Genomic DNA, 20740 nt, shown 5'->3' on the forward strand with positions numbered 1-20740 from the left:
TCTAGAAGCTCGTAGGGCAACTGAAATCGCCGACTGCAGACAGGAAGAACGGGTTCGGATTCGTTCTAAGCGTCACCGTGAAGGCAACCTGTCTGCCGCCAAGCGTTTCGCGCACGACGAACTTGTTCTGACCGGAACTGACCCTGTTATCGCGAACGAAGCGATAGAAGGCCCAATCTCCATGGATTTCACGACGAGATCTGTAGCCAGGCACTTCCGGCTGAATCACCAGTACAACGCGCGGGGTAGCCGTGTTGCTGGGCCAATCAAAATTGGCCGGCAACGGTTCGATTTCTGCGTTGAAGCCGGGACCACGCGTCACCAGTACGAGATTGCCGTTCACTTCCAGGCTGGCCGCGTCAGCCTGCTGAGACAGGGCACGCGGAACCACCTGAAGTCCGACGGACGGAAACGCGTTTCCTGTCGGGAAGAAGGCCTGCTTAATCAGGTCTGCACGTTCGAACTGCCGAAGCGTTGCGTTCGACAGACGGTCCGCCTGAGACACTTCAGGCTTCCAGTTCCAGGGGCGCGTCGAGGTATCGACAAGCGGCTTCAGGTTTTCATCGAAAAACCGCTGCATGATTCCCGTCGGTGCGAACAGTTTGGCAAATTCCGTCATCGGCACTTCGGAGCGACCGTTTTCAAACGGGTAGTTCCGGGCGACGATCCTGCGGCATTCACCAACAACCTGGGTGCTCAGCTTTTCATTCAGCTGAGTGATCGAGGTTTCCTTGAACTCCTCGTCAAATTCCTTCGCAGCCTGGATAATCAGTTTATCGAAAGGCGGCGGGAAACGCGTCGCGTTGCTTCTCAGCAGAGACGCCTGAATTTGCACGTTGGAATTTGCCGTTTCGCTCTGCAGCGGGTTGTTGGCCACGATCAGAAGATTGTCGAGTATGTTCTTGAAGTTCAGCAGCAAGGCATCGATCTTGCGACTGTTCTCGCCTTCCACAAGTACATGGTAAGGACGGAAGTGATCTTCGATCGCCTTGCCCGGAATAATGGTTGGACCTCCGCCACCAGCGGCAGTTCCAAGCGCATTCGACAAACCTCCCGGCGCGATTGCCTGAAGTCCGGCTTCAAGGCCGATACGTTTCAATCCACCGGACGAATCCAGCACGTAGCGCTGGAAGATCTTCTGTGCAGCGTCAGTGCCGGCATCTTGCGCATTGCCGCCTGTCAGGTTTCCGGCAAGGCCTTCACTCGACAGATCCTGGGTGAGCAGGGTTTCGCGCCGAATGCTCTCAAGAAGCTGCACGACGGGTGATGTTGGTGCAGAGACGGCCTGAAGCGTCGTGTAAAGCGGCTTGTCGTTGCGCATCGACTTGAATTTCAAGTTGCCGAGCGCCTCTTCCCAGGCCTCGATGAAATCCTTGGTGTAAAGCGCCAGGATCTCGCCGGGAAGTGACTGATATTGATCGGAAAAGGCATCGGCTTCGCCGACATCCCCAAACACCCACTTGTCCCGTTCCAGTTCTTCACGAATGCCGGCAAGGTTCGGCAGAACGGAAAGGTGGAAGCCCGGATAGGTGAAGAACTTGTCGACCGCGACCGTGTCCAACGTGTCGCCATTCTCCGTTTCGAAAACGGTCTCCATGTCGGAGCCGCCACGTTGTTCTGCAATCCAGTCTTCGCTGGCAAGACCCTTGGCACGAGACTTGAGAAGTGCATACCCACGCTCAGCGAGGCTGACACGTCCGAGCTCTCGCTGGACCTCGGCAACCAGAATGCCGTCCAGCTGATCGGTCAGGACGTTGCCACCGAAATCGAGATCGAGCATCGCGGCAACGTGGTTGTTGAGCTCGTTGCGCAAGATCTCGCCCTGAGGTCCGGGGAAGCTTTGCAGGAAGTCGGCACGGAACGAATTCTTGATCTGCTCCTTGTCGATCTCTGGCGCATCCCCCGCCACCATGCGGTACAGCTTTGCCAGATTGTAGAGCGTATCGACGTCCTGTCCGCCCGGACCGGTGCGATTGTCGAGCACCTCGGTCATCTGCTCTTCGATCCTCAAGAGCAAACGCGGCCGCAACAACCTTTCAAGACCACTTCTGTAGGACGTCACGCCAGCTGCTTCCAGACGGTCGCGCTGGCTGAGGCCGAACTGTTCCATGACAGGTGTTGGCGTATCGCGGCTGTCGTAACCAGCCGGCAAGCCCCGCAACATCGACAGGATGTAGGCGGTATCCGCCAGATTGTCGTCACGTACAACCCGCTCCGCCAGAACGGTTTCGCCGTTTACGCGCACCGTGTCCACAGCCTTGGCGGTTTCGTCAATCAAGGCCTTGTTGTTGAGATAACTGATCCCCCACAAGCTGCCGAGGCCCAGGGTCACGAGAGCAATGGCTGCGTAAGCCGCAATGCGGGTTGCGGTCGCAACTCTGACGGCCTGCCGGTTATGGGTTACCCAGCCGGCTTCTCCGATAATCACCTTGGAAAGAAGATCACGCAGGAAGTAGCTCTTGCCCTGACCGGATAGAGCGGCCGCCTGATAGGCTGTCCCGAAGGCCTGGCTCATTGAGCCGATGACCCTGTCGATTGCCGTGCCTTTTTGGGTGCCGGAGGTAAAATAGAAACCGCGAAGAACAGCATTCGGATAATACCGGCTCGGTTCGAAAATCGCATTGAGGAAACCGGTCAGACGGTCCTTCAGAGCAGCGACCTGTGTCGGGAAGCCATAGAGCATCAGCCGGGCGCGCGGATCCGGTTCTTCCTGAAGACGGTCCGCCATTTCCTCGTTGAGACGCTCCACCAGAAGATCAAACTCGGCGGGCGCTTCCGACACCATGTTCTTGGTTTTTTCGCGGGTCTGGAAGGTCGCACCCCAGACCAGGTTGCGACGGGTTTCGGGATAGGAGCCGAAAAACTCCATGAAGCCCGCAACCGTATCGGCCTTGGTGAAGATCACATAGACCGGGAAATCGATTTTCAAGGTCTTGTAAAGTTCGATCAAACGCGTGCGGATCGCATCGGAATGCTGTTTCAACTCATCGTCAGACAGCGTCATCAGGTCTTCAAGACTGATCGACACCATGACGCCGTTGATCGGCTGACGCGGACGGGCCTTGCGCAGAATATTGAGGAACCCGTGCCAGGCTTCGCGGTCATGCTCTTCGTCGGAATCCTGTGTGGTGTAACGCCCTGCCGTATCGATCAGCACAGCCGTTTCAGCAAACCACCAGTCGCAATACCGGGTTCCGCCGAGGCCCTCCAGCTTCTGGGCCTCTCCCTTTGCGCGCGAACCGGCAAACTTCAAACCGGAGTGCATCAAAGCCGTGGTCTTGCCGGCGCCCGGAGGGCCGATCATCAGGTACCAGGGCAAGTCGTAAAGATAGGTGCGCGCGTTTCCGCTGGACGTCTTGAGCGTCTTCAGAGCGTCCTTCATGCGCTCCGACATGATCTGCAAGTCGGCATCACTTGCCTTGGGTTGCAGGATCTCACTCTCGAGTTCCCGGTTGGCCTTGACGCGCTTGTAGATCCGGTAGCCGGTCCAGCCGCCAACGGTCAGAAGGACAAGCGCAACCAGCGACAACCTTACCCAGAGAGGTTCGAAGGGCCTCACACCGGCGATCGACAGGAACGGCCCGCCAAACCAGATCAGACCGATCAGGGCGAGTATGCCGATGACGATTGCCGTTATTCCGAGCCAGAATTTCATAGATACAGCCTTGTTCTGCGGTTGCCCCGGATATCAGTTGTTTATCACCAGCCCTTTGGCCGGTGGTTTCAGGAAGACTTCCACACGTCTGTTGAGCGCCTTGCCTTCCCTGCTTGTATTGGGAGCGATCGGCTCGTCGGCGCCACGTCCTTCCACCTGCACCCGCCCTGGTGTCTGGAGGACTGATTCCATGACAGCGGCAACTGCCTTTGCCCTTTCAACGGACAGGTGCCAGTTGGTCGGGAACCGCGGATTATTGCGGATCGGGTCGCTGTCCGTATGGCCGACGACCAGAATTTCACCTTCCACCTGGTCGAGGGTCTGGCTGACCTGCTCGACAAGAAGCTGGAATTCAGGGCGCAGCGTGGCAGCTGCGACGTCGAACTGCGCGCGCATGCGCAACATGATTGCCGGTCCCGCCTGCGAAATTTCCAGGCCATCGATACCTGCCAGCTGTGCGGAGACAGTATCGATCGCCGCATCTTCCGGTGGTGGTGGCGCGGGTGGCGGTTTGGGTTGGTAGCCTTCGCGCGCCAGTTCAATCGGGCCCGACGGGTAGAGCGCACTTGCGCGTCCAGCGACGACTTCGCTTCCGCTCGACAGAAGAAGCATCAAGGTGACGTAGCCCCCAAGAAGCAATGCGCCTGCAACGGCCGCGACCGACCAGATCGGTACCGAGAACCCTGCCCGCTTTTGCAGAAGTTCCAGGCCACGCCAATGGGGAGAGAGATCGTCTCCGGGCCGCGGGCGAACACGACGCAGAATTTCATGCAGGTCGCGTCGTTCGCGTTCCAGGCCCTGCTGGCCACCCTGGATCGCACGGTACTTGCCGTAAAAGCCGAGTGACAGACAGGAATGCATGACCTCCAGAACACCGTAGTTACGACCGGGATCCTGCTTTGCCTTCTCCAGTAGCTGATAGAACTCGACACCGCCGGTTGCCTGACCGAAGAACTGGGTCAGCATGGAGTATTGCGTCCATTGATGACGTCCGGCAGACGGCAAGTTCTGGACGATATCGTCTGATGTCGCACAGAGCGCATAGGCGGCGGAACGGATCTGGTCGTCCGTGATTCCGGCGCTCCGCAATTCTTTCTCGAACGTCTTGATGGCGCTGTAGACATCGCGCATCAACTGGTCGAACTGGGCGTCCGTCATTGTCAGGTGAAGCCGGCCCAGAAGCAGAAGCAACGGGGCAGCCGCACGGGAAATCGGATTTCGATTGGCAACGCGGATCTGGTTGATGTCCGGCATATGCGCCAGTTTACCGGCACCTTGTGCAGGTGCGGCCGCCGGCTGTGGCGCAGCGCCTTGCGGTGCCTGGTAACCGCCTGGCGGGGTTCTGAGATCCGGCGCCTGCTGTTGGCCATACTCATACCCGGCTGGCGTTGGAGCGTAAGGATCACGCCCTCCGCCGCCTCCCCCGCTTTGCCACGGATCAGAGCCACCGGAAGGCGGATTGTGTGGCGGTGGCGGAGCTGCCTGTCCAGGAGGCGCCTGACCGGGAACCTGTTGTGGCGACGGCGCAGGTTGCTGAGGCGGCTGCCCGGGCTGTCCTGGCTGGCCTTCGCTCCATCGCCCGCCCGGATTGGGCATTACAATTGTCTTTCCCTTGCGTTTGGAAACGCCAAAGGGATCGTCATTGTCCGACATCAGCGGCCCTCCCGGACGGCATAGAACTCAAGCTGCAGATCCGGCCAGTTGCCGGAGAATTGCAGCCCGATCGCCGAGTCCTGGCTAAATTCGCGCCAAAGCGGGGTCGTCTTGTCCAGCCGGAAGTAGACACGGTCCGTGAGAGCCCGGATCTGTGCCGGAGGTACCGGCATGTGGATCAACGGAATACCCGGCAGGTTGGAGTAGACGATCTGGCGCATCTGGCCGAAGGGGCCAACCTTGAAGAGCCTTGGAAACTCGTTCTGAATTTCCGTCAAAGGCCTGCGGGCAGCCACTTCGATGACAAAGCCCGCCTGCGAGAACAGGTTGCGATCGACAATGGTCGACTTGAACGCATTCGGCGCCAGCTGTTCCAGAGGCAAGCGGATTGCACGCCGGTCGTAGCCGGCCGACAGGAACGCCTGTATGTCGGCCAGGACAGGCTTGAAGATATCATGCAGCTTGTCGTGGTCATAAACGGGATAATTGCGCGCTCGGCGCTCTTCCGTTGCAAACGTTGCAAGCTCCCCCGCCAGCTGCAGGAACAGTATGTACAGCCGCTCCGGATGCACATAAGCCGATTTGCGCAGGTGCATCAGCAAAGGATAAGTGCGGTTGAGCAGCTGCAACGTCAGATAATCGAAATTCTGCAATCCGCCCCCGGCGGACGTATCGGCGGCGTAACGCGCCAGTTCGCTCAGTTTGCGCTCCACCCAGCCAATGACGGAGTCAATCCAGCCGGTGATGACCGGATGCACATGACAGGCAAGTACCGGTGGCGCAAAGGAACCATCGGTTATGACAATGCGATCCTTGATTTCCGTGATACGGGCGACCGGCAGGCAGACCTGACCGGGATGGGGTGTCGAGCGAATCGAATACTGCAGGCGCGGATGCGCAACATCGATCTCCTCCTCCTGGCGGATGGTGGAGGTGGAATCGATGATCGTCTCCCTGCCCTGAATATATCTCGTAGCGGCATCGTCGCGGCCATTGGCGACTTCCACTGCATTGACGGTCGTCTCGGGAATTCCCAGCCAGACGATTTGTCCTGCCGCGTCCTCCGGAACGTCGATTGCAGGCGGCGGTGTGCCGTCTGCCGGGAAGTTGAACACCGTTCCGTCGGAGAATATGCCTCGGCCATAGCGAAGCGCGAACCGGCATTGCTGTCCTACGTCCTGATCTATTTCCAGCTCGGAAAAGCCCCAGGGATAGGGAGAGGCAAAACGGACCCGTTCGTCCAGCATATGCTCCGCGTACCGGTCGCTCTGCTGGAGATGATGAGGCCGCAGAAACAAGCCTTCGGTCCATGCAACCTTGCTATACCACGACATAAAGGTACTGCTCCCTTAACACTTTCGCGCCTTCGCGCTCTTAAAACTGGCAAAGGTCTTAATTCATCAGTCCGGAGCTCTGCTCCGGATCGTCACTGCTCAATTCTTCATAACCTTCGGTAAAGTATTGCGTGAAAAGCCCGACCACGCCATCGTCGTACGAACCGGACAAGGAACTCCAGCGTTCCTGAATCCGCTCCCATAGCTTGGCCTTCTGGTTACCGAATGTACTCTTGGCGACCTGGCCTTCTGATTCGATCGCCTTGGGGGAAAGCTTTTCTTCAAATCTTCCTGCAGCCTTCTGCATGGCTGCATAGGTCCAGACATGATGTTTCTGGATGTCCTTGAAAGCAGCCTGCATGGCCTTTGAAATCGGCAAATACCCGTTTTCTTCCGCTCCTGGGGCCAGCATCGTCTGCAATGCCATTTGCGGTGTCGGCGAAAACTTCAAGGCATTGTTCCCGCTACGCATGATCAGCGTGCGGTTGGCGTTCCGGGTCATGGCTTTCACCTGACTGCGTGCCTGCAAAAGACCCATCAAGTCGCCGGTGATTCCTTGCAATATGGCCCCGACTTCCCTGGCAAATTCTTCCGGATCGCGGCCGGCTAGCGTTGCAGCCGGAATACCGGCTCCTTCGGCGAAGGCCTTGATGAAATCAACATTGGCCGCCGGATTATTTGCCGGCTCAATATCGACCTTTGCAACCGCCGCTGTGTCTGCCTTCGCTGGTTCTTGCGGGGCAACAACAGGCATGGCCGCAGGTGCAGCTTGCTCCACTGGAGCCGGTTGTTCAGGCTGTGGTTCCTGGACCGTTGCCGGCTGTGTTTCCTCTGCCTCTGGCGCGCTCCAGACAGGCGCTTCGGGAAACGGCGACGCTGTGGGCTCTCCAGCAGGTGGCGGAGCAGATTCGGTCGCCGGTTGCTGGGTTGGTGCCTCTGGTTGAAGATCCGGCATCTGGAAAAGCGGCTCAGCACTTTCCTGCGCCGGGTTTTCAGACAGCGCCGGAAACGGAGATTGAGCTACAGGTTCCGGAAATCCAAAAAGCGGCTCTGCGGGTGCGGCTCCGGCAGATTGAAGATGCGGTTGCTGGGCAAGATGATCCAGCGGGTCCGCCTGGGCCGGTCGAGGCGCTTCCCGTTCGCCGATGTGCGCATTCGGATCGTACAGCGAAGGATCCGCCGTACCCCAGCCGTGTCCTTGCTGGCTCCAGACATCATCTGCCGGCGTGCCTATGCCTGGATTGGAGGAAGGCGGAGCGTGTCGCCCTTCCATGCCCGCTCCCGGTGTAGCCCAGGGCCCACCCTGATTTTCCATTGGGTAGTGACCAGGAGCCGCGCCCGCCGGTCCTGGTCCCGTAGGCCAGGAGGAGCCACCACCGGACATAGACGAGGTTTGAGGTGCGTCCCAAGGCTGTGGAGCAGCGGGAGCGACTGGTGCTGCGGACATGGCCGGCTGCCCGGATCCGGCTTCCAGCGATACGACAATGATGTAATCGCCAATCATCAGCCGATCACCGGAGCGCAGCACATGTGCCTTGTCCATGCGGGTCTGGCTGCCATTAAGGAAAGTGCCGTTTGTCGAATAGTCGTAAAGAACGAAATTCCCGCTTTCAAAGCGCACTTCGCAATGTTTGCCGGAAATCACCCGCTGGGGATCGGGCAGACTCCAGTCCAGATGTTCGTGCCGACCAATGTCGAAGCCTCGGTCGGCACAGCTGTAGGACAGCTGACCGCCGGTCTCCAACCGGTCAACATTTTCAATCTGGAGCGTTATGCGCATTCCCACATTTCCTCTTTGCGCTTAGGAAAAGGCTGACGAAGAACCGCCGACAGTCACCGCGGGCATCATCCCACCTCCGGCGAAGGACAGCCCGGCAGACAGGCAAGATTTCAGAGCCTCATCCCGTTTGGCAGGCTCAAGTGTTCCAAGCGCAATCAACACAGCTGTATTCACGGCCTTGGCCGTCAGGTCGTCAGGCATGTCCACCCGGTGCTCGGGGCTGGGCGAAAGGGATCCGCCAGACCAGCCTGCAGCAAGACCGATCCAGACGGACGCGCTGTCCTTCTTGGCGGCCTCAGCCGCAGCGTGAACCGCAACACGGGCATCTTCATCCCCCTCGCGGACCCAGGTCTCGCTGAGTTTAAGAACCTGCCGGTCATCCTCGTTCTTGGCCTGATCCAGACCGGCAACGCAATTCATGCCCCACCAGACCGATTCCCGTTTCGGCAGGATATGAGCGAAATAGGCAATCGCCGACAGCGGTGCCTCGCTTTTCTGCAATTCCAGAGCATAGGCGTCCGGAGCGATATCCGTGGCCGGTTCGCTTACCGTTTCCGACAACTCCGGAAAAGTCTCAAATACCTGTCTAGCCTTTGTAAAGCGGATACGTGATCCCATCTGCTCTACTCCGTTTTTTCTCTTGGCCGCATTCGTTCAAGAACCGCAGCATCAATTGATCAGTACAAGGCCGCCCTTGAGTTTCAGCAACGCACTGCCTGTCACGTTGGTCATTGTACCCTTGGCGTTGAGCATGCCCGAAGCCACGATATCGATTTTCACCGACTCGATCTTGATCGAGGCAGGCGTCATGGTGATTTTGCTGGCGCCGCAGATAAACTCGATCTTCGTTCCGGCGGTTACCTTCCAGTTCATGCCGATATCTTCGGTCGTGTTTCGGCCAACCGATTCCGTTCGGTCAACGTCTATCTGGGTCTCGCGGCAGTTTTTGACATGCAGCATTTCGTTATTCTCGACAACGGTCTCCATGTCCTTTTGGGCATGAACCCCAACAAGCTCATTCCCTTTGGTGTCATCGAGCACGAACTCGTTGTAACCGCCGCCGCCTACCGTTGAATCCGACTTGATGCCGGCTTTGTTTTTCTCGCCTGGCAGAGAATAAGGCGGCATGTTTTCCGCATTGTAGACTGTGCCGACGATGATCGGTTGATCCGGATCGCCTTCCAGGAACTGAACAATCACTTCCTGGCCGACACGCGGGATATAGATGCCGCCCCAGTTCTTGCCTGACCACACTTGCGCCACACGAACCCGCCGAGACGCAGTCTTGTCGCGGTCCCAGTGAAAGGCGACCAGGATCTGACCGTATTCGTCCACATCGATTTCGCCTTGCCCCACGACTTTTGCCGTTTGCGGGCCTGGTATTCGCGGTTTGCGGGTGATGGCCGGTGTGCGGTACGTTATACTGGCAGGCAGAACGTCATATGTCCCGGTATAGGCTTCTCCCTGGGCCCCACCACCACCGGATCGATATGCCTCGGTGATGATCCGATGGCTTGCACGCACGATCAGGTGCTCCGCGTTCTGCGGACTGTGTGGATGTTTGACTAACGCGAACAGCCCTCCTGCAAAGAACCGCGGCACTTCGCCGGCTGCTTCAATTCGCTTGTCCGCAGCCTGTTCGGCTTCCATACGAATCTTGCTGAAAGTGCTGCCCTTGTCTTTTTCGGTGTACCTTCCCGGATAGTCATAATTTTCCAGAGACCCGGCCCGATATTGAGTACCTGCATCACGCTCTGCTTCCAGCAGCGCACTCGGTTTCTCGAAATCATAATCATTGACAGCAAACTTGCCGGTCCGAAACTTGCGCGTCGGAATCCAATGGTAAAGATGCTCCGTATTCCTTTGACTGTCGCCGCCAAGAGCAATGTAGGGAATGGAGCTGTCACCCACGATCGGGCTGTAGGACGATTTGGCGTCCGCCAGAATCATGACGTGCTTGCCGTCCTTGTGCTCGAAGAAATAGGAAATTCCGAATTCTTCCATCAACCGGCAGCAGAAATCGTAATCCGATTCCCTGTACTGGACGCAGTAATGAATCGGATCATAGGCCTCAGTCAGCTTATCCTGGAAATCGGCGAAGTCATGCTCCCCCAGAACTTGCTTAATGATGTCAGGCGCGGACATGTCCTTGAAAATTCGACAATTTGAATTCTTGGTGAGCAGCCAGAACCACGGGCGTAGCGTCAATTTGTAGATGTAATAGGAATCGCGATAGCCCATCCATTTCGCATCGGTCAGAAGACCGTCGAAATGCCGCGTATCACCATTGTTGGTGACAACCTTCACCGTCATGGAAGTCGCTATGGCCTGGTCGAAATTCAGATCCTCTTTCTGACTCAGAACCTCAAGCCTGATCTCAAAATCTTCGCTGAGCCCCTCGTCGCACTCGATGGTGACAACGGAAAGCTCATCCTTGCCAAAGACCGATGTCAGCTCGGCCATTCGGTTAGCTTGTTTAAGTTGTCCTTCTGCCACGAAAGATCTCCTCGGAAATAACGCGGTTTTCTGCAAAAAGGCAGCCTGGCAGCTACCACGTTTCAGACACTAAGGCGTTTCCGGCAAAAATAGTGTGCTCAAGAACACACTTGATGCAAATACTTTGAACTTCAAACTCTTTTGTGAAGGAGGAGGCACTTGCCCCTTCCCCAAGTGCGGCTAAAAAACACCGCCTGCTGCTTTTAAATACCAACCCTGCTCACCGACGTCACCCCAACAGCTCTCCTCTTGCTTATTGCCGATAAAACGACATACTGACATCAAATCGCACTTTAGTGACTTTCGCCACACTATTATTCTTATCCATATGGCACGATCCATTTCGAAGCCCAAAGCGACATCGCTTTTGAACACTCCACAAGGGAGGATTGAAATCGTGACCCCTACTGTATTTTCGCTCGACCGGAACAATGCCGCTCGGACCGGCCTTCGCCGCGCTCTCCTGGCTGCTTCCGTTTCTCTTGCCATTGCCTTGCCGGCACTTGGAACCGCTCCGGCTTTTGCCCAGGACGCCACTTATTCGGCCGATGAAGTCAGCAAGCACTTCAAGCAACTGAAAACGCGTTCACTGAAGCCGGCTGGCGGAACGCGAGCCCTTTGTATCGGTACTCGCGACGAATGTAATCCGAACGCCAAACCGGAAGAAGGCGGCCAGGTCGCAGTCTCCCAGGACGGCGCAAAGACCGAAGGTGGTGAAACGGAACAGACCCTTGTGGTCGATCCGGAAACCAACGCCATCGACGCTGCCTTCAACCTGCTGGTTTCGTTCGAATATGCCTCGGCCAAGCTCAGCACGTCCGCACAGGCCAACCTTCGTGAGTTTGCCAAGGGCATCAATGATCCCGACCTGGCCAAAGCCACATTCGTGATCGAAGGCCATACCGACGGAATTGGCTCGACCAACTACAACCAGCGTCTTTCCGAAGACCGTGCGCAGGCGGTTACGCAGTATCTGGTCAACCTCGGCGTCAGCCGGGACCGGCTGAAAACTGTTGCCTACGGCGAATCCCGGCCGAAGGTTGCGGATGTCAACGATCCGGCAAACCGCCGCGTTGAAAGCAAGCTGGTACTCGAGCAGTAATAATTCACACATCAGACATGCCGGACCGGAGCTTTTCCCGGTCCGGGTCTCCTGAACAATAACCGGGACCGATCTCGGACATACCACCGGAATGCATACCGGGCTGGGGAGCACGAATGAATTTCGATCCGGAAACCTACGGCACTGAAGTAGCGCCGGGTGCTGGCTGCGGGCCGGACCTCTACGATACCGAACCCGCCTTTGCCGCACTTCTGGATTCGTGTGAGGAATTGCTGCCGGAACGGTTCAGCGAATTCGACCGATCCGAGATCGACTTTACCGACCTCTTCAAGCAGATGGACGGCTTCCTGAAGCAGTCCAGAGACTTGAGACTGCTTGTCATTCTCGCGCAGTTCGGTCTGCTGAGCGGTCAAGTCCATACGTTTGCGAACTCGATTCGCATCATTCGCAAACTGTTGGAGAACCATTGGGACGACGTCCATCCAAGCGATGCCGACTTCGGCCACATGGAACGAATCGGAGCGCTCGAATCCCTCAACAACAGGCCCACGGTCGTTCTTCCGCTGGAAGCAGCGCCCCTGCTCAAAACCAGACGGACAGGGCCCATCAGCTATCGCGCCATCCAGATTGCGGCCGGCGATGCCACGGCACGTCCGGATGAGCATACAATCTCACTTGGTGCGATTGAGGCTGCACTGACATCGGGCGAACTCGAGCAGGACGCTATCGACGAGATCCTCAAGGACCTTGGAGACCTGCCGGACGAACTCCAGACAATTGCCGAGCTGTGCACCGAAAAGCTCAAGGAGAGCGGCGCGAAAGCAGCTCCTCCCAATTATGAGGCCTTGTCCACTCTCCTGAAGGAGATGAATGCCGAACTGAACAAGCGGCTCGGACGCCTCTCCCCTGAAGAGACGGAGGTCTCTTCGTCTGAAGATACTGCAGCAGAGGCAGCAGCAGCTGACACATCGCAGGCGTCTCAATCAGAAATCAAGAATGCCGCCCAGGCAAAACTGATTCTGGACGCTGTCGAAGACTATTTCGCCAGCCGGGAACCGTCGCATCCGGCGCTGTTTCTGGTGCGCGAGGCTCGCGGCCTCGTCGGCAAGTCCTACCTGGATGCCTTGAAAATACTGATGCCGCGCAGGTTCGACGACGTAGCGCTGATTCTGGGTGCGAGCGGGTTACAGCTTTCCAACGACCGACTGATCGACCTGAACGACGGTGGTGACCGGGAACTGGGCGAAATTGATGATTTCGCAGTGATGGTGATCGAAAGCCGAAGTGACGCCATGAAGGGTATTGCGGCGGTCAAGGGTTACTATTCTTCCAATGAACCCACCAGCCCGATCCCCCTTTTGCTGGACGAGGCGCAGAATATGAGTTCCGGTTCATTCACCGGTCTTCTCAACCTCTTCCTGAGGCCGGAGGAGGACTGATTCAACTGCCATTACAACCCCTATGTTACCTAGGGTTTTCAGCTTCTTACTTGACACCAATGGCCAACGGGTCCTCAATATTTCGAGAAAAAAATAAACCATCGATCATGTGACCGTGATCACTTCCCGTTCCCCAGAAACGCAGTACATAGATATCAACGAAACGCAGCGCCGACCTAAGTACAGCAATTAGCAAACAAGAGTTACGCGCTAGTATTTGACTAAAATTGACCTTTTTTCTTCTGGGTCATGAAAATGAAAGGCAAGTACAATGGCATCGAACAGCGGGCAAGGCTTTATCAAGCGCAACAGACCTCCGCGGGTCCACATTTTCTATGAAGATCCGTTTGACGCGGAACAGAAGGTGGAACTGCCATTCGTCATGGGCATCATGGCCGATCTTTCCGGCGACAACCCTGGCGTGGAAAAAGCCGATATCGATGACCGCAAGTTCCTCGACATCGACATGGACAACTTTTCCAAACGCATGGAAGCAATTGAACCTGGCACCTCCTTCACCGTGAAGGACAAGCTGTCCGGCGAAGAAAACTCCAAAATGAGCGTCCAGCTGCGTTTCAAGAGCATGGACGACTTCACCCCGGGACGCGTTGCCGAACAGGTTCCGGCACTCAAGAAGCTGCTCGATGCACGCCGCAGCCTGGCTGCATTGCGCACCATGATGGACGGACGTGTCCAGGCGATCTCCCAGCTCGAGGAGCTGACCCGGGACCCGGCCCTGATGCAGGCACTTGCTCAGAAAATCGAAGCCGACAAGGCATCGTCCGCCGACAAGCAGGCAGACGGCGACGGCACGGAGGAGGCATAAATGAGCAGCACCGATACCAGCGCCCAGGCAAGTGGCGCAGCAGCCGGCGAAGTTGCGGTTGAGAAGAGCCCCGAGGAGTTCGCCTCGATCCTGAAACAGAATTTCCGGATCAAGAACGAAAACGATACGGCCAATCAGCTGGTTGACAACGCCATGTCGACCTTCCTCGCCGAAGCCCTGTCCGATCAGGCGCTTATCAAGGAAGACGTCTACGACACGATCGATGAGATGATCGCGAAGCTGGACGAAAAACTGACGGCTCAGGTGAACGAGATCATTCACGCCGAGGAGTTCCAGACACTTGAGAGTGCCTGGCGCGGGATCGATTACCTCGTGCACCAGTCTGAAACCGACGCTTCGCTCAAGCTTCAGTTCCTGAACATCTCCAAGAAAGAACTTGCAGGCGTGTTCAAGAGCTACCGTGGTGCCAAGTGGGATCAGAGCCCGCTGTTCAAACAGATCTATGAAGCCGAATTCGGCCAACTGGGTGGTCAGCCCTACGGCTGTCTCGTGGGTGACTATGAGTTCTCCTACGACCCGCAGGACATCACCGTGCTGCGCGGCATGGCAAAGATCGCTTCGGCAGCCCATGCACCGTTCCTGGCAGCGGCCAATCCGCAACTGATGCAGATGGACAGCTGGACGGAACTGCCGGCCAAGCGTGATCTGTCCAAGATCTTCGATACGGAGATCCATGCCCAGTGGCGGACGCTGCGGGAATCCGAGGACTCCCGTTACCTTGGTCTGACAATGCCCCGCGTGCTGGCTCGCCAGCCCTACGGTGCGAAGTCCGACCCGGTGGAAGAATTCGCCTTCGAAGAAGAGTTCGGCGAAGACAGCCACGAGAATTACGCCTGGATGAGCTCGGCTTATGCCATGGCAACCAACGTCAACCGTGCCTACAAGGAATTCGGTTGGACTGTGCGCATCCGCGGCGTCGAAAGCGGTGGTCTGGTGGAAAACCTGCCGACCCACGTCTTTGAAACCGACGATGGCGGTGTGGACCAGAAGTGCCCTGCGGAAATCGCGATTTCCGACCGGCGCGAACACGAGATCTCCCGTCTGGGCCTGATCCCGCTGATCCACCGCAAGAATACGGACCAGGCAGCCTTCCTTGGAGCTCAGTCCGTCTTCAAACCGCGCCAGTTCTCCGGACCGGACGGCAAGGATGCAACGGCATCGGACAACCTGTCTGCCCGCCTGCCCTACATGTTCGCGACCACTCGTTTCGCCCACTACCTGAAAGTGATGGTGCGCAACAAGATCGGTTCGACCAAGGAATCGGCGCAGCTGCAGCGTTGGCTGAATGACTGGATCATGGACTACGTCGATGGTGATCCGGACAACTCGACCGAGGAAACCAAGGCGCGCAAGCCGCTGCGGGAAGCCAAGGTCACTATCGTGCCCGACGAGGAAAACCCCGGATATTACCGGGCCCAGTTCTTCCTTCGTCCGCACTATCAGCTGGAAGGCATGGACATCGGCATGAGCCTGGCGTCCCGCATTCCGCAAGACGGTAATTGATTTCACAAATTGCCGGCGGGGCGGCAGCCCGCCCCCCGGCATGCATCCCACGGGATGCAGCCCGGTTTTCCCGGGCGGAGGTACAAACAAGGTGCGCAAGCGCCTAGGGGTTTGGACCGCGAGGTCCGAGGTAGTTGTCAGGAATAGCAGAGTTTGAGCCAGGAACATTTACCTGGCCCTCAACAACCAAGAGGATCTATTAAAATGGCCGTCGATTTTTATCTGGAACTTGAAGGTATCAAAGGCGAAGCACAGGACAAGACCCATAAGGACAAGATTGACGTCCTTTCCTGGTCCTGGGGCGCTTCCCAGTCCGGCACCACCCACATGGGTTCGGGCTCCGGCTCCGGCAAGGCACACTTCCAGGATCTGAGCATCACCAAGTTCGTCGACAAATCCACCCCTGTGCTTCTGCAGCACGTGTCGACTGGCAAGCATATCACCAAAGGCACTCTCTTTGTTCGCAAGGCTGCCGGTGATAACCCGCTGGAATACATCAAGCTCGAAATGAAGGACATTATCGTGACCAACGTTTCGACCGGCGGCAGTGGCTCCGACGATCGCATCACGGAGAGCGTCACGCTGAACTTCGGTGAGTACAAGTACATCTACACCGAACAGAAGCCGGACGGCTCCAAGGGCGCAGCCCCCGAGTTTGCCTGGGACATTGCAGCAAACGAAAAGAAATAAGGCTTCGGCCTGCAGGGCTGCCGCGCTTCGGCGCGGCAGCCTTCTTTGGTTTGGACCGGCGATGCGGACTTTCAACTTTCGAAGCGGCACCACCACGGTCATACTTAGGAATTTCCGGGGCAGCAGTCAGCGTGGGCTTGGCCGATGGCTAAATCAAATGTGAAAATGCACTCCCCGCTGATGTGGGCCTTCCGTGCAATGGACGACCCAGACTACAAGGCCGCACAGGACAGGCAAAAAGAAGCACAGAACGGCGCCAACCTCAGGTCCGGTCGGCGGCTTTCCAGATCCTACGGTGTCTCTGAACACACGCTGCTTTCCGAAGTCCGGCAAGATCTGCAGGCGCTCCTCAATACGGTCAACCTCAATTCCACTCAGGACCTTTCCGATTTTCCGGAAGTTGAGAGCTCGATCATCAATTACGGGTTGCCGGACCTTTCTGTCCATATTGTTGACAGCGTTCGCATTGATCGACTTGCCGAAGACATCCGACAGGCCCTCATCCATTTCGAACCGCGCATGGACCCGCGCACGCTCAAGGTCGAGCGCGACGACAAGGTCGAAAGCGATACCTTCAAGGTAAGATTTCTCATCAAGGCAGAAATACGCTGCGATCCGATCCGGGTCGCGAGTGAATTCGTTGCCGACGTCGACCCTGCTTTCGGTCGTATCAAGATCATCGGGGCAACTGCATGAACCGGGAATTTCTCGACCTCTACAATCAGGAACTCACCTACCTGCGGGAACAAGGGGCGTCATTCGCGGAGGCCTATCCTGCTGTAGCAGAACGCCTGGGTGGGCTTCTGGAAGATCGTTCCGACCCCATGCTGTCCGGATTGCTTGAAGGTACTGCCTTCCTGTCAGCTCGCGTGCAGCTGAAAATGAAGCATGAGTTCGCCGAATTCACTTCCAACCTGTTCGAACAACTATATCCAACTGCGCTGGCACCCATTCCCTCTCTGGTACTTGCCCGCGTGACGCCGAAATATGGCGACGCGAATTTGCGCAACGGCATAAAGGTCGATCGCCATGCTCCCATGGAGGCCGTCTTCCGTGAACGCCAGGGAGAGGTTCGCTGCAGGTTCACTCTCACCTCTCCTATTACGCTGACACCCCTGGAGCTGACATCTGCAAAGTACCTGAGCTCAGCTGCGCAGGTCTCCGGTCTCGGTGCGGAGATGGCTGAAGACAGACGCACGCGCGCAGGTCTGTCCATCACGTTCACACACCGCATGTCCGAGGATCCGGAAAACGAGGTTTCAGCCGAAGAAGCCTTGAAGAAACCTGAATACCAGGTGGCCGGCTGTCGGATCGATTCACTTCCCGTCCGGTTGATCGGACCTCTGGATCTGGCTGCGAAGGTCTATGAACAGATCTTCGGACATACAATCGCGCTCTACATCCGTACCGAGGACGCCTTCGGTCAGGCCAGCCTGCAGCGCCTGCCCGTCGATGCCATCGAGCAGCTGGGTTTCGATGAAGAAGATTCCCTCTTGCACAACGACTTGCGCCTGTTCACCGGCTTTGATCACTTGCGCGACTATTTCAACTTTCCGCGCAGCTTCCTCGGGTTCCGTCTGACGGGTCTGCGCCGTTACCTGGATAGGGTCAAGGCAAAAGCATTCGATCTGGTCTTCGTGTTCGATGAAGCAGAAAACCGGTTGCCTGCTCACGTTGAACGCAAGATTTTCGCGCTTCACTCAGCGCCGGCCGTCAACTTGTTCGAAAGGCAGACTGACCGGGTGCCGATCAAGAAAGGGCAGCACGAGTTTGCTGTCATAACGGACCGGACACGGCCACTGGATTATGAAGTGCATGCCGTCACTGAAGTTTCCGCCCACTTCTCAGGAGGCGAGAAACGACCGGTAGAGCCGCTCTACAGCGTTGCACCAGACACTGAAAAAGCCGGTCACGAGTGGTTTTATACCATTCGTCGTTTGCCGCGACGCCAGTCGTCTTCCGAAATCCGGCGCATGCAGCCGAGCCACTACATAGGTACAGAAACCTTCATCTCTATCTCAAGCGGAGCGCAGGCTGCCGCCCTGCTGCAAACCGGCAAGAAACGTCTTTCGGAACTATCACTAAAGGTATTGGCATCCAACCGGTCGCTAGCCGCAGATCTCCCCGTGGGAACCAACCCGGACAAGTCCGAGATTGGGGATTTCCGCATACTGGAGGATATCGGCCTCAAGGTAGATTGTGTCGCCGGACCGACGTCCCCGAGGCCGCCGCTTCTTTCCTACAATGAAAGACTAGGCGAACAGGGCCACGCTGGCGCTATTGCCTGGCGGCTCATTAACATTCTGGCCTTGAACCATACCGGCCTTGTGCACGATGCGGCAGGTCAGGACGGTCGGTCTTTCCGCGATGTGCTGAGCGTCTTCGCGCCACTTTCCGACAGTTCAGCAGACCGGCAGGCCCAGTCGGTTCGGTCGGTTTCGACAAGGCCAGTTGTGCGCCGCCTGCAACAGAAGTCCGGGACAGGTGTCGCCAGGGGGCTCGAAATCACGATCACGCTCGATGACAAGGCTTTTGAAGGGGCGAGTGCCTTTCTGATGGGGGCTGTCCTAGATCGGTTTGTCGCCGAATACGCCTCCATCAATCACTTCACGCAGTGTGTGATCGCAACGACAGAGCGCGGCGTTATCATGAAGTGGCCTCCGCGGATCGGTGCGAAAGGAATTCTATGAGCGGTCCGGCAGACAAGGATCTGACGAAGACCCGTGTTGCACGGGACAAGACCGTTGTGCCTTCATCCTCCCGGAAGGCCCCGGCATGGCCGATCAAAGAGGAGACGGCGACGGCAGTCGAGACTGATGAGAAGGCCGACGCTGACGATATCTGGACCGTAAAACCGCAGGACAACAACACACCTGCGGACGAGACAGAAGCGCCCGCGCTCAAATCGCCCGCGATTGAATCTGCCGCGATCACATCGCCAGAACACGCCGCTCCCTCACCTGCCGACACCCAACCAGAAACGCCTGCCCCACAAATCGATCCTCCGGCGGAGACCCCTGCCGAGGTTACGGAAGAGGTGATTGAAACGCAGGCCGAAGAGACTGCGTCTGATCCAACAGCTGAGGACGCAGTACCGGAAAGCCCGCGTATCGAGGTGCCGGTCCAGCAGCAATACGCGTCGTTGCTTGCAGCCCTTGGGGACCGCATCGAGAAGCATCCAGGTGGACATGATCTGCTGGCAGTGCTGAGAATGCTCGAAGGCCAGACCGCTCCGGGAATATCAGAAAGCGGAATTAAGCCGAAGAACGCCGATGAGCCCGCTCCACCCAGGATCGGCAAGAGCCGGCGCATGATGGAAGACATCGTTCGCTTCGGTCAGGACCCGTCCAGCGAATTCGCCACGTCGACCATTGAGCGTGCGACAAAGGACGGTGACGGCGGCCTGGTCTTGCTGGAACGCTTCCTTGGTTTGCTTGGACCGCAAGGCGCTCTGCCATCCGCCTATACCGACGAAGCGATCATGCGCGGACTCAGAGGCGATGACAGTTTTCCAAGATTCCTTGACCTGTTCAACAACCGCTTCGTGCAGTTGTTCTACCGCGCGTGGGCCGATGCCAGACCGATCGTTCAACATGACCGTCCAGACGACGACCGGTTTCTCGCCTATCTCGGGTCGGCGATCGGCATCGGCACCCCGTTTTACCGGGACCTCGACAGGATCGACGATCGGCTCAAGCTGCTCTACGCGGGCCTTATGGCCCCCAAGACAAAGAGCGCCGCTCGTCTGAAGGCCCTCATCACGGGCGTTTTCGATGTCCGGGTAGAGATTGATCAATGTGTCGGGACGTGGCTGCATCTGGACAAGGACGATCAGCTCAAGCTTGGAGGTTTCGGGCCAGGCGGAGCCGGGCAACTTGGCGCCGACACGATCGTTGGATCCAAGGTCTATAGTGTGAGTGACAAGATCCGGATCAGGATTTTCACGAGCAGTCTGGAGGAATATCGGCAGTTTCTCCCGCCAACCCGGGCAAGACCCAATCCCTGGACAGAGAAGCTTTTCGACCTCATCGATTTTTATCTGGGTCTGGAAATTGAATATGAAATTGAACTTGCGCTGCCGAAGAGATGCGCATCCGCTGTCCGGATGGATGCCAACAACTCCGCAACGCTTGGACATATCGGCTGGCTGAAGCCCGCCGCTTCCGGCCCCGACGACGATACTGACCTGGAGGCCGAAGAAGAAGAAATGCTTACCGACACCCGTTTCCGGCCTGTGCGTCGCCACACCACAGTCTACCAATAGGTCTCAAGTCTGAAGG

Annotated in this window: 14 protein-coding genes; 8 read left to right on the forward strand and 6 right to left on the reverse strand. The window is 57.3% G+C overall.

All coding sequences use genetic code 11. The features are described 5' to 3' along the window. Position 1: 1 nt before the first annotated feature. The 6 genes from tssM to tssI are packed head-to-tail and all read right to left on the reverse strand — an operon-like array spanning position 2 to position 10918. Complete coding sequence (tssM, locus tag FIU93_RS21605; RefSeq protein WP_152506715.1) at positions 2 to 3655, reverse strand: type VI secretion system membrane subunit TssM; 3654 nt, start codon at positions 3653 to 3655, stop codon at positions 2 to 4. 33 nt (positions 3656 to 3688) lie between these two features. After that, positions 3689 to 5308 (reverse strand): type IVB secretion system protein IcmH/DotU, encoded by a 1620-nt coding sequence (icmH, locus tag FIU93_RS21610; RefSeq protein WP_152506716.1) that lies wholly within the window; start codon positions 5306 to 5308, stop codon positions 3689 to 3691. Next, positions 5308 to 6642, reverse strand: coding sequence for a type VI secretion system baseplate subunit TssK (gene tssK / locus FIU93_RS21615; protein ID WP_022999360.1), 1335 nt, complete (start codon positions 6640 to 6642; stop codon positions 5308 to 5310). The genes icmH and tssK overlap by 1 nt, the downstream gene beginning before the upstream one ends. Before the next feature lie 58 nt (positions 6643 to 6700). Beyond that, positions 6701 to 8422: a type VI secretion system-associated FHA domain protein TagH gene (tagH, locus tag FIU93_RS21620; RefSeq protein ID WP_152506717.1), complete on the reverse strand. Its 1722-nt coding sequence runs from the start codon at positions 8420 to 8422 to the stop codon at positions 6701 to 6703. A gap of 21 nt (positions 8423 to 8443) precedes the next feature. Next, on the reverse strand, positions 8444 to 9040 hold the full coding sequence (locus FIU93_RS21625; protein ID WP_152506718.1) for a hypothetical protein: 597 nt from the start codon (positions 9038 to 9040) through the stop codon (positions 8444 to 8446). A 51-nt stretch (positions 9041 to 9091) separates the two neighbouring features. Next, entirely contained in the window at positions 9092 to 10918 is a 1827-nt protein-coding gene (tssI, locus tag FIU93_RS21630) for a type VI secretion system tip protein TssI/VgrG (RefSeq protein ID WP_152506719.1), read from the reverse strand. Positions 10919 to 11315: 397 nt separating this feature from the next. Between tssI and FIU93_RS21635 the strand changes: the two genes are divergently transcribed. The 8 genes from FIU93_RS21635 (at position 11316) to tssG (ending at position 20724) form a co-directional block, all read left to right on the forward strand. After that, positions 11316 to 12020 (forward strand): OmpA family protein, encoded by a 705-nt coding sequence (locus FIU93_RS21635; RefSeq protein ID WP_168686947.1) that lies wholly within the window; start codon positions 11316 to 11318, stop codon positions 12018 to 12020. A 116-nt stretch (positions 12021 to 12136) separates the two neighbouring features. Then, the gene (locus FIU93_RS21640) at positions 12137 to 13420 is read left to right on the forward strand and encodes a type VI secretion system ImpA family N-terminal domain-containing protein (protein WP_152506720.1); all 1284 of its coding nucleotides are present in this window, start codon (positions 12137 to 12139) and stop codon (positions 13418 to 13420) included. A gap of 271 nt (positions 13421 to 13691) precedes the next feature. Beyond that, positions 13692 to 14246, forward strand: a complete 555-nt coding sequence (gene tssB / locus FIU93_RS21645; protein WP_022999366.1) for a type VI secretion system contractile sheath small subunit — start codon at positions 13692 to 13694, stop codon at positions 14244 to 14246. Next, on the forward strand, positions 14247 to 15770 hold the full coding sequence (gene tssC / locus FIU93_RS21650) for a type VI secretion system contractile sheath large subunit (protein WP_022999367.1): 1524 nt from the start codon (positions 14247 to 14249) through the stop codon (positions 15768 to 15770). A 204-nt stretch (positions 15771 to 15974) separates the two neighbouring features. After that, positions 15975 to 16460, forward strand: a complete 486-nt coding sequence (locus tag FIU93_RS21655; protein ID WP_022999368.1) for a type VI secretion system tube protein Hcp — start codon at positions 15975 to 15977, stop codon at positions 16458 to 16460. Between the two features lie 144 nt (positions 16461 to 16604). After that, on the forward strand, positions 16605 to 17156 hold the full coding sequence (gene tssE, locus FIU93_RS21660) for a type VI secretion system baseplate subunit TssE (RefSeq protein ID WP_022999369.1): 552 nt from the start codon (positions 16605 to 16607) through the stop codon (positions 17154 to 17156). Next, positions 17153 to 19150 carry a type VI secretion system baseplate subunit TssF gene (gene tssF, locus FIU93_RS21665; RefSeq protein WP_075282573.1) on the forward strand — a complete coding sequence of 666 codons (1998 nt, stop codon included), beginning with the start codon at positions 17153 to 17155 and terminating at the stop codon, positions 19148 to 19150. Before tssE ends, tssF begins: the two co-directional genes overlap by 4 nt. Next, entirely contained in the window at positions 19147 to 20724 is a 1578-nt protein-coding gene (gene tssG / locus FIU93_RS21670; protein ID WP_152506721.1) for a type VI secretion system baseplate subunit TssG, read from the forward strand. The genes tssF and tssG overlap by 4 nt, the downstream gene beginning before the upstream one ends. Positions 20725 to 20740 lie beyond the last annotated feature (16 nt).

The organism is Labrenzia sp. THAF35 (genome assembly GCF_009363595.1).
Classification (GTDB): Bacteria; Pseudomonadota; Alphaproteobacteria; order Rhizobiales; family Stappiaceae; genus Roseibium; species Roseibium algicola.

What these genes read in the sequence shown, in the direction of transcription:
- tssM (WP_152506715.1), bottom strand. Translation starts at nt 3,655, where the DNA reads ATGAAATTCTGGCTCGGAATAACGGCAATCGTCATCGGCATACTCGCC.
- icmH (WP_152506716.1), bottom strand. Translation starts at nt 5,308, where the DNA reads ATGTCGGACAATGACGATCCCTTTGGCGTTTCCAAACGCAAGGGAAAG.
- tssK (WP_022999360.1), bottom strand. Translation starts at nt 6,642, where the DNA reads ATGTCGTGGTATAGCAAGGTTGCATGGACCGAAGGCTTGTTTCTGCGG.
- tagH (WP_152506717.1), bottom strand. Translation starts at nt 8,422, where the DNA reads ATGCGCATAACGCTCCAGATTGAAAATGTTGACCGGTTGGAGACCGGC.
- FIU93_RS21625 (WP_152506718.1), bottom strand. Translation starts at nt 9,040, where the DNA reads ATGGGATCACGTATCCGCTTTACAAAGGCTAGACAGGTATTTGAGACT.
- FIU93_RS21640 (WP_152506720.1), top strand. Translation starts at nt 12,137, where the DNA reads ATGAATTTCGATCCGGAAACCTACGGCACTGAAGTAGCGCCGGGTGCT.
- tssB (WP_022999366.1), top strand. Translation starts at nt 13,692, where the DNA reads ATGGCATCGAACAGCGGGCAAGGCTTTATCAAGCGCAACAGACCTCCG.
- tssC (WP_022999367.1), top strand. Translation starts at nt 14,247, where the DNA reads ATGAGCAGCACCGATACCAGCGCCCAGGCAAGTGGCGCAGCAGCCGGC.
- FIU93_RS21655 (WP_022999368.1), top strand. Translation starts at nt 15,975, where the DNA reads ATGGCCGTCGATTTTTATCTGGAACTTGAAGGTATCAAAGGCGAAGCA.
- tssE (WP_022999369.1), top strand. Translation starts at nt 16,605, where the DNA reads ATGGCTAAATCAAATGTGAAAATGCACTCCCCGCTGATGTGGGCCTTC.
- tssF (WP_075282573.1), top strand. Translation starts at nt 17,153, where the DNA reads ATGAACCGGGAATTTCTCGACCTCTACAATCAGGAACTCACCTACCTG.
- tssG (WP_152506721.1), top strand. Translation starts at nt 19,147, where the DNA reads ATGAGCGGTCCGGCAGACAAGGATCTGACGAAGACCCGTGTTGCACGG.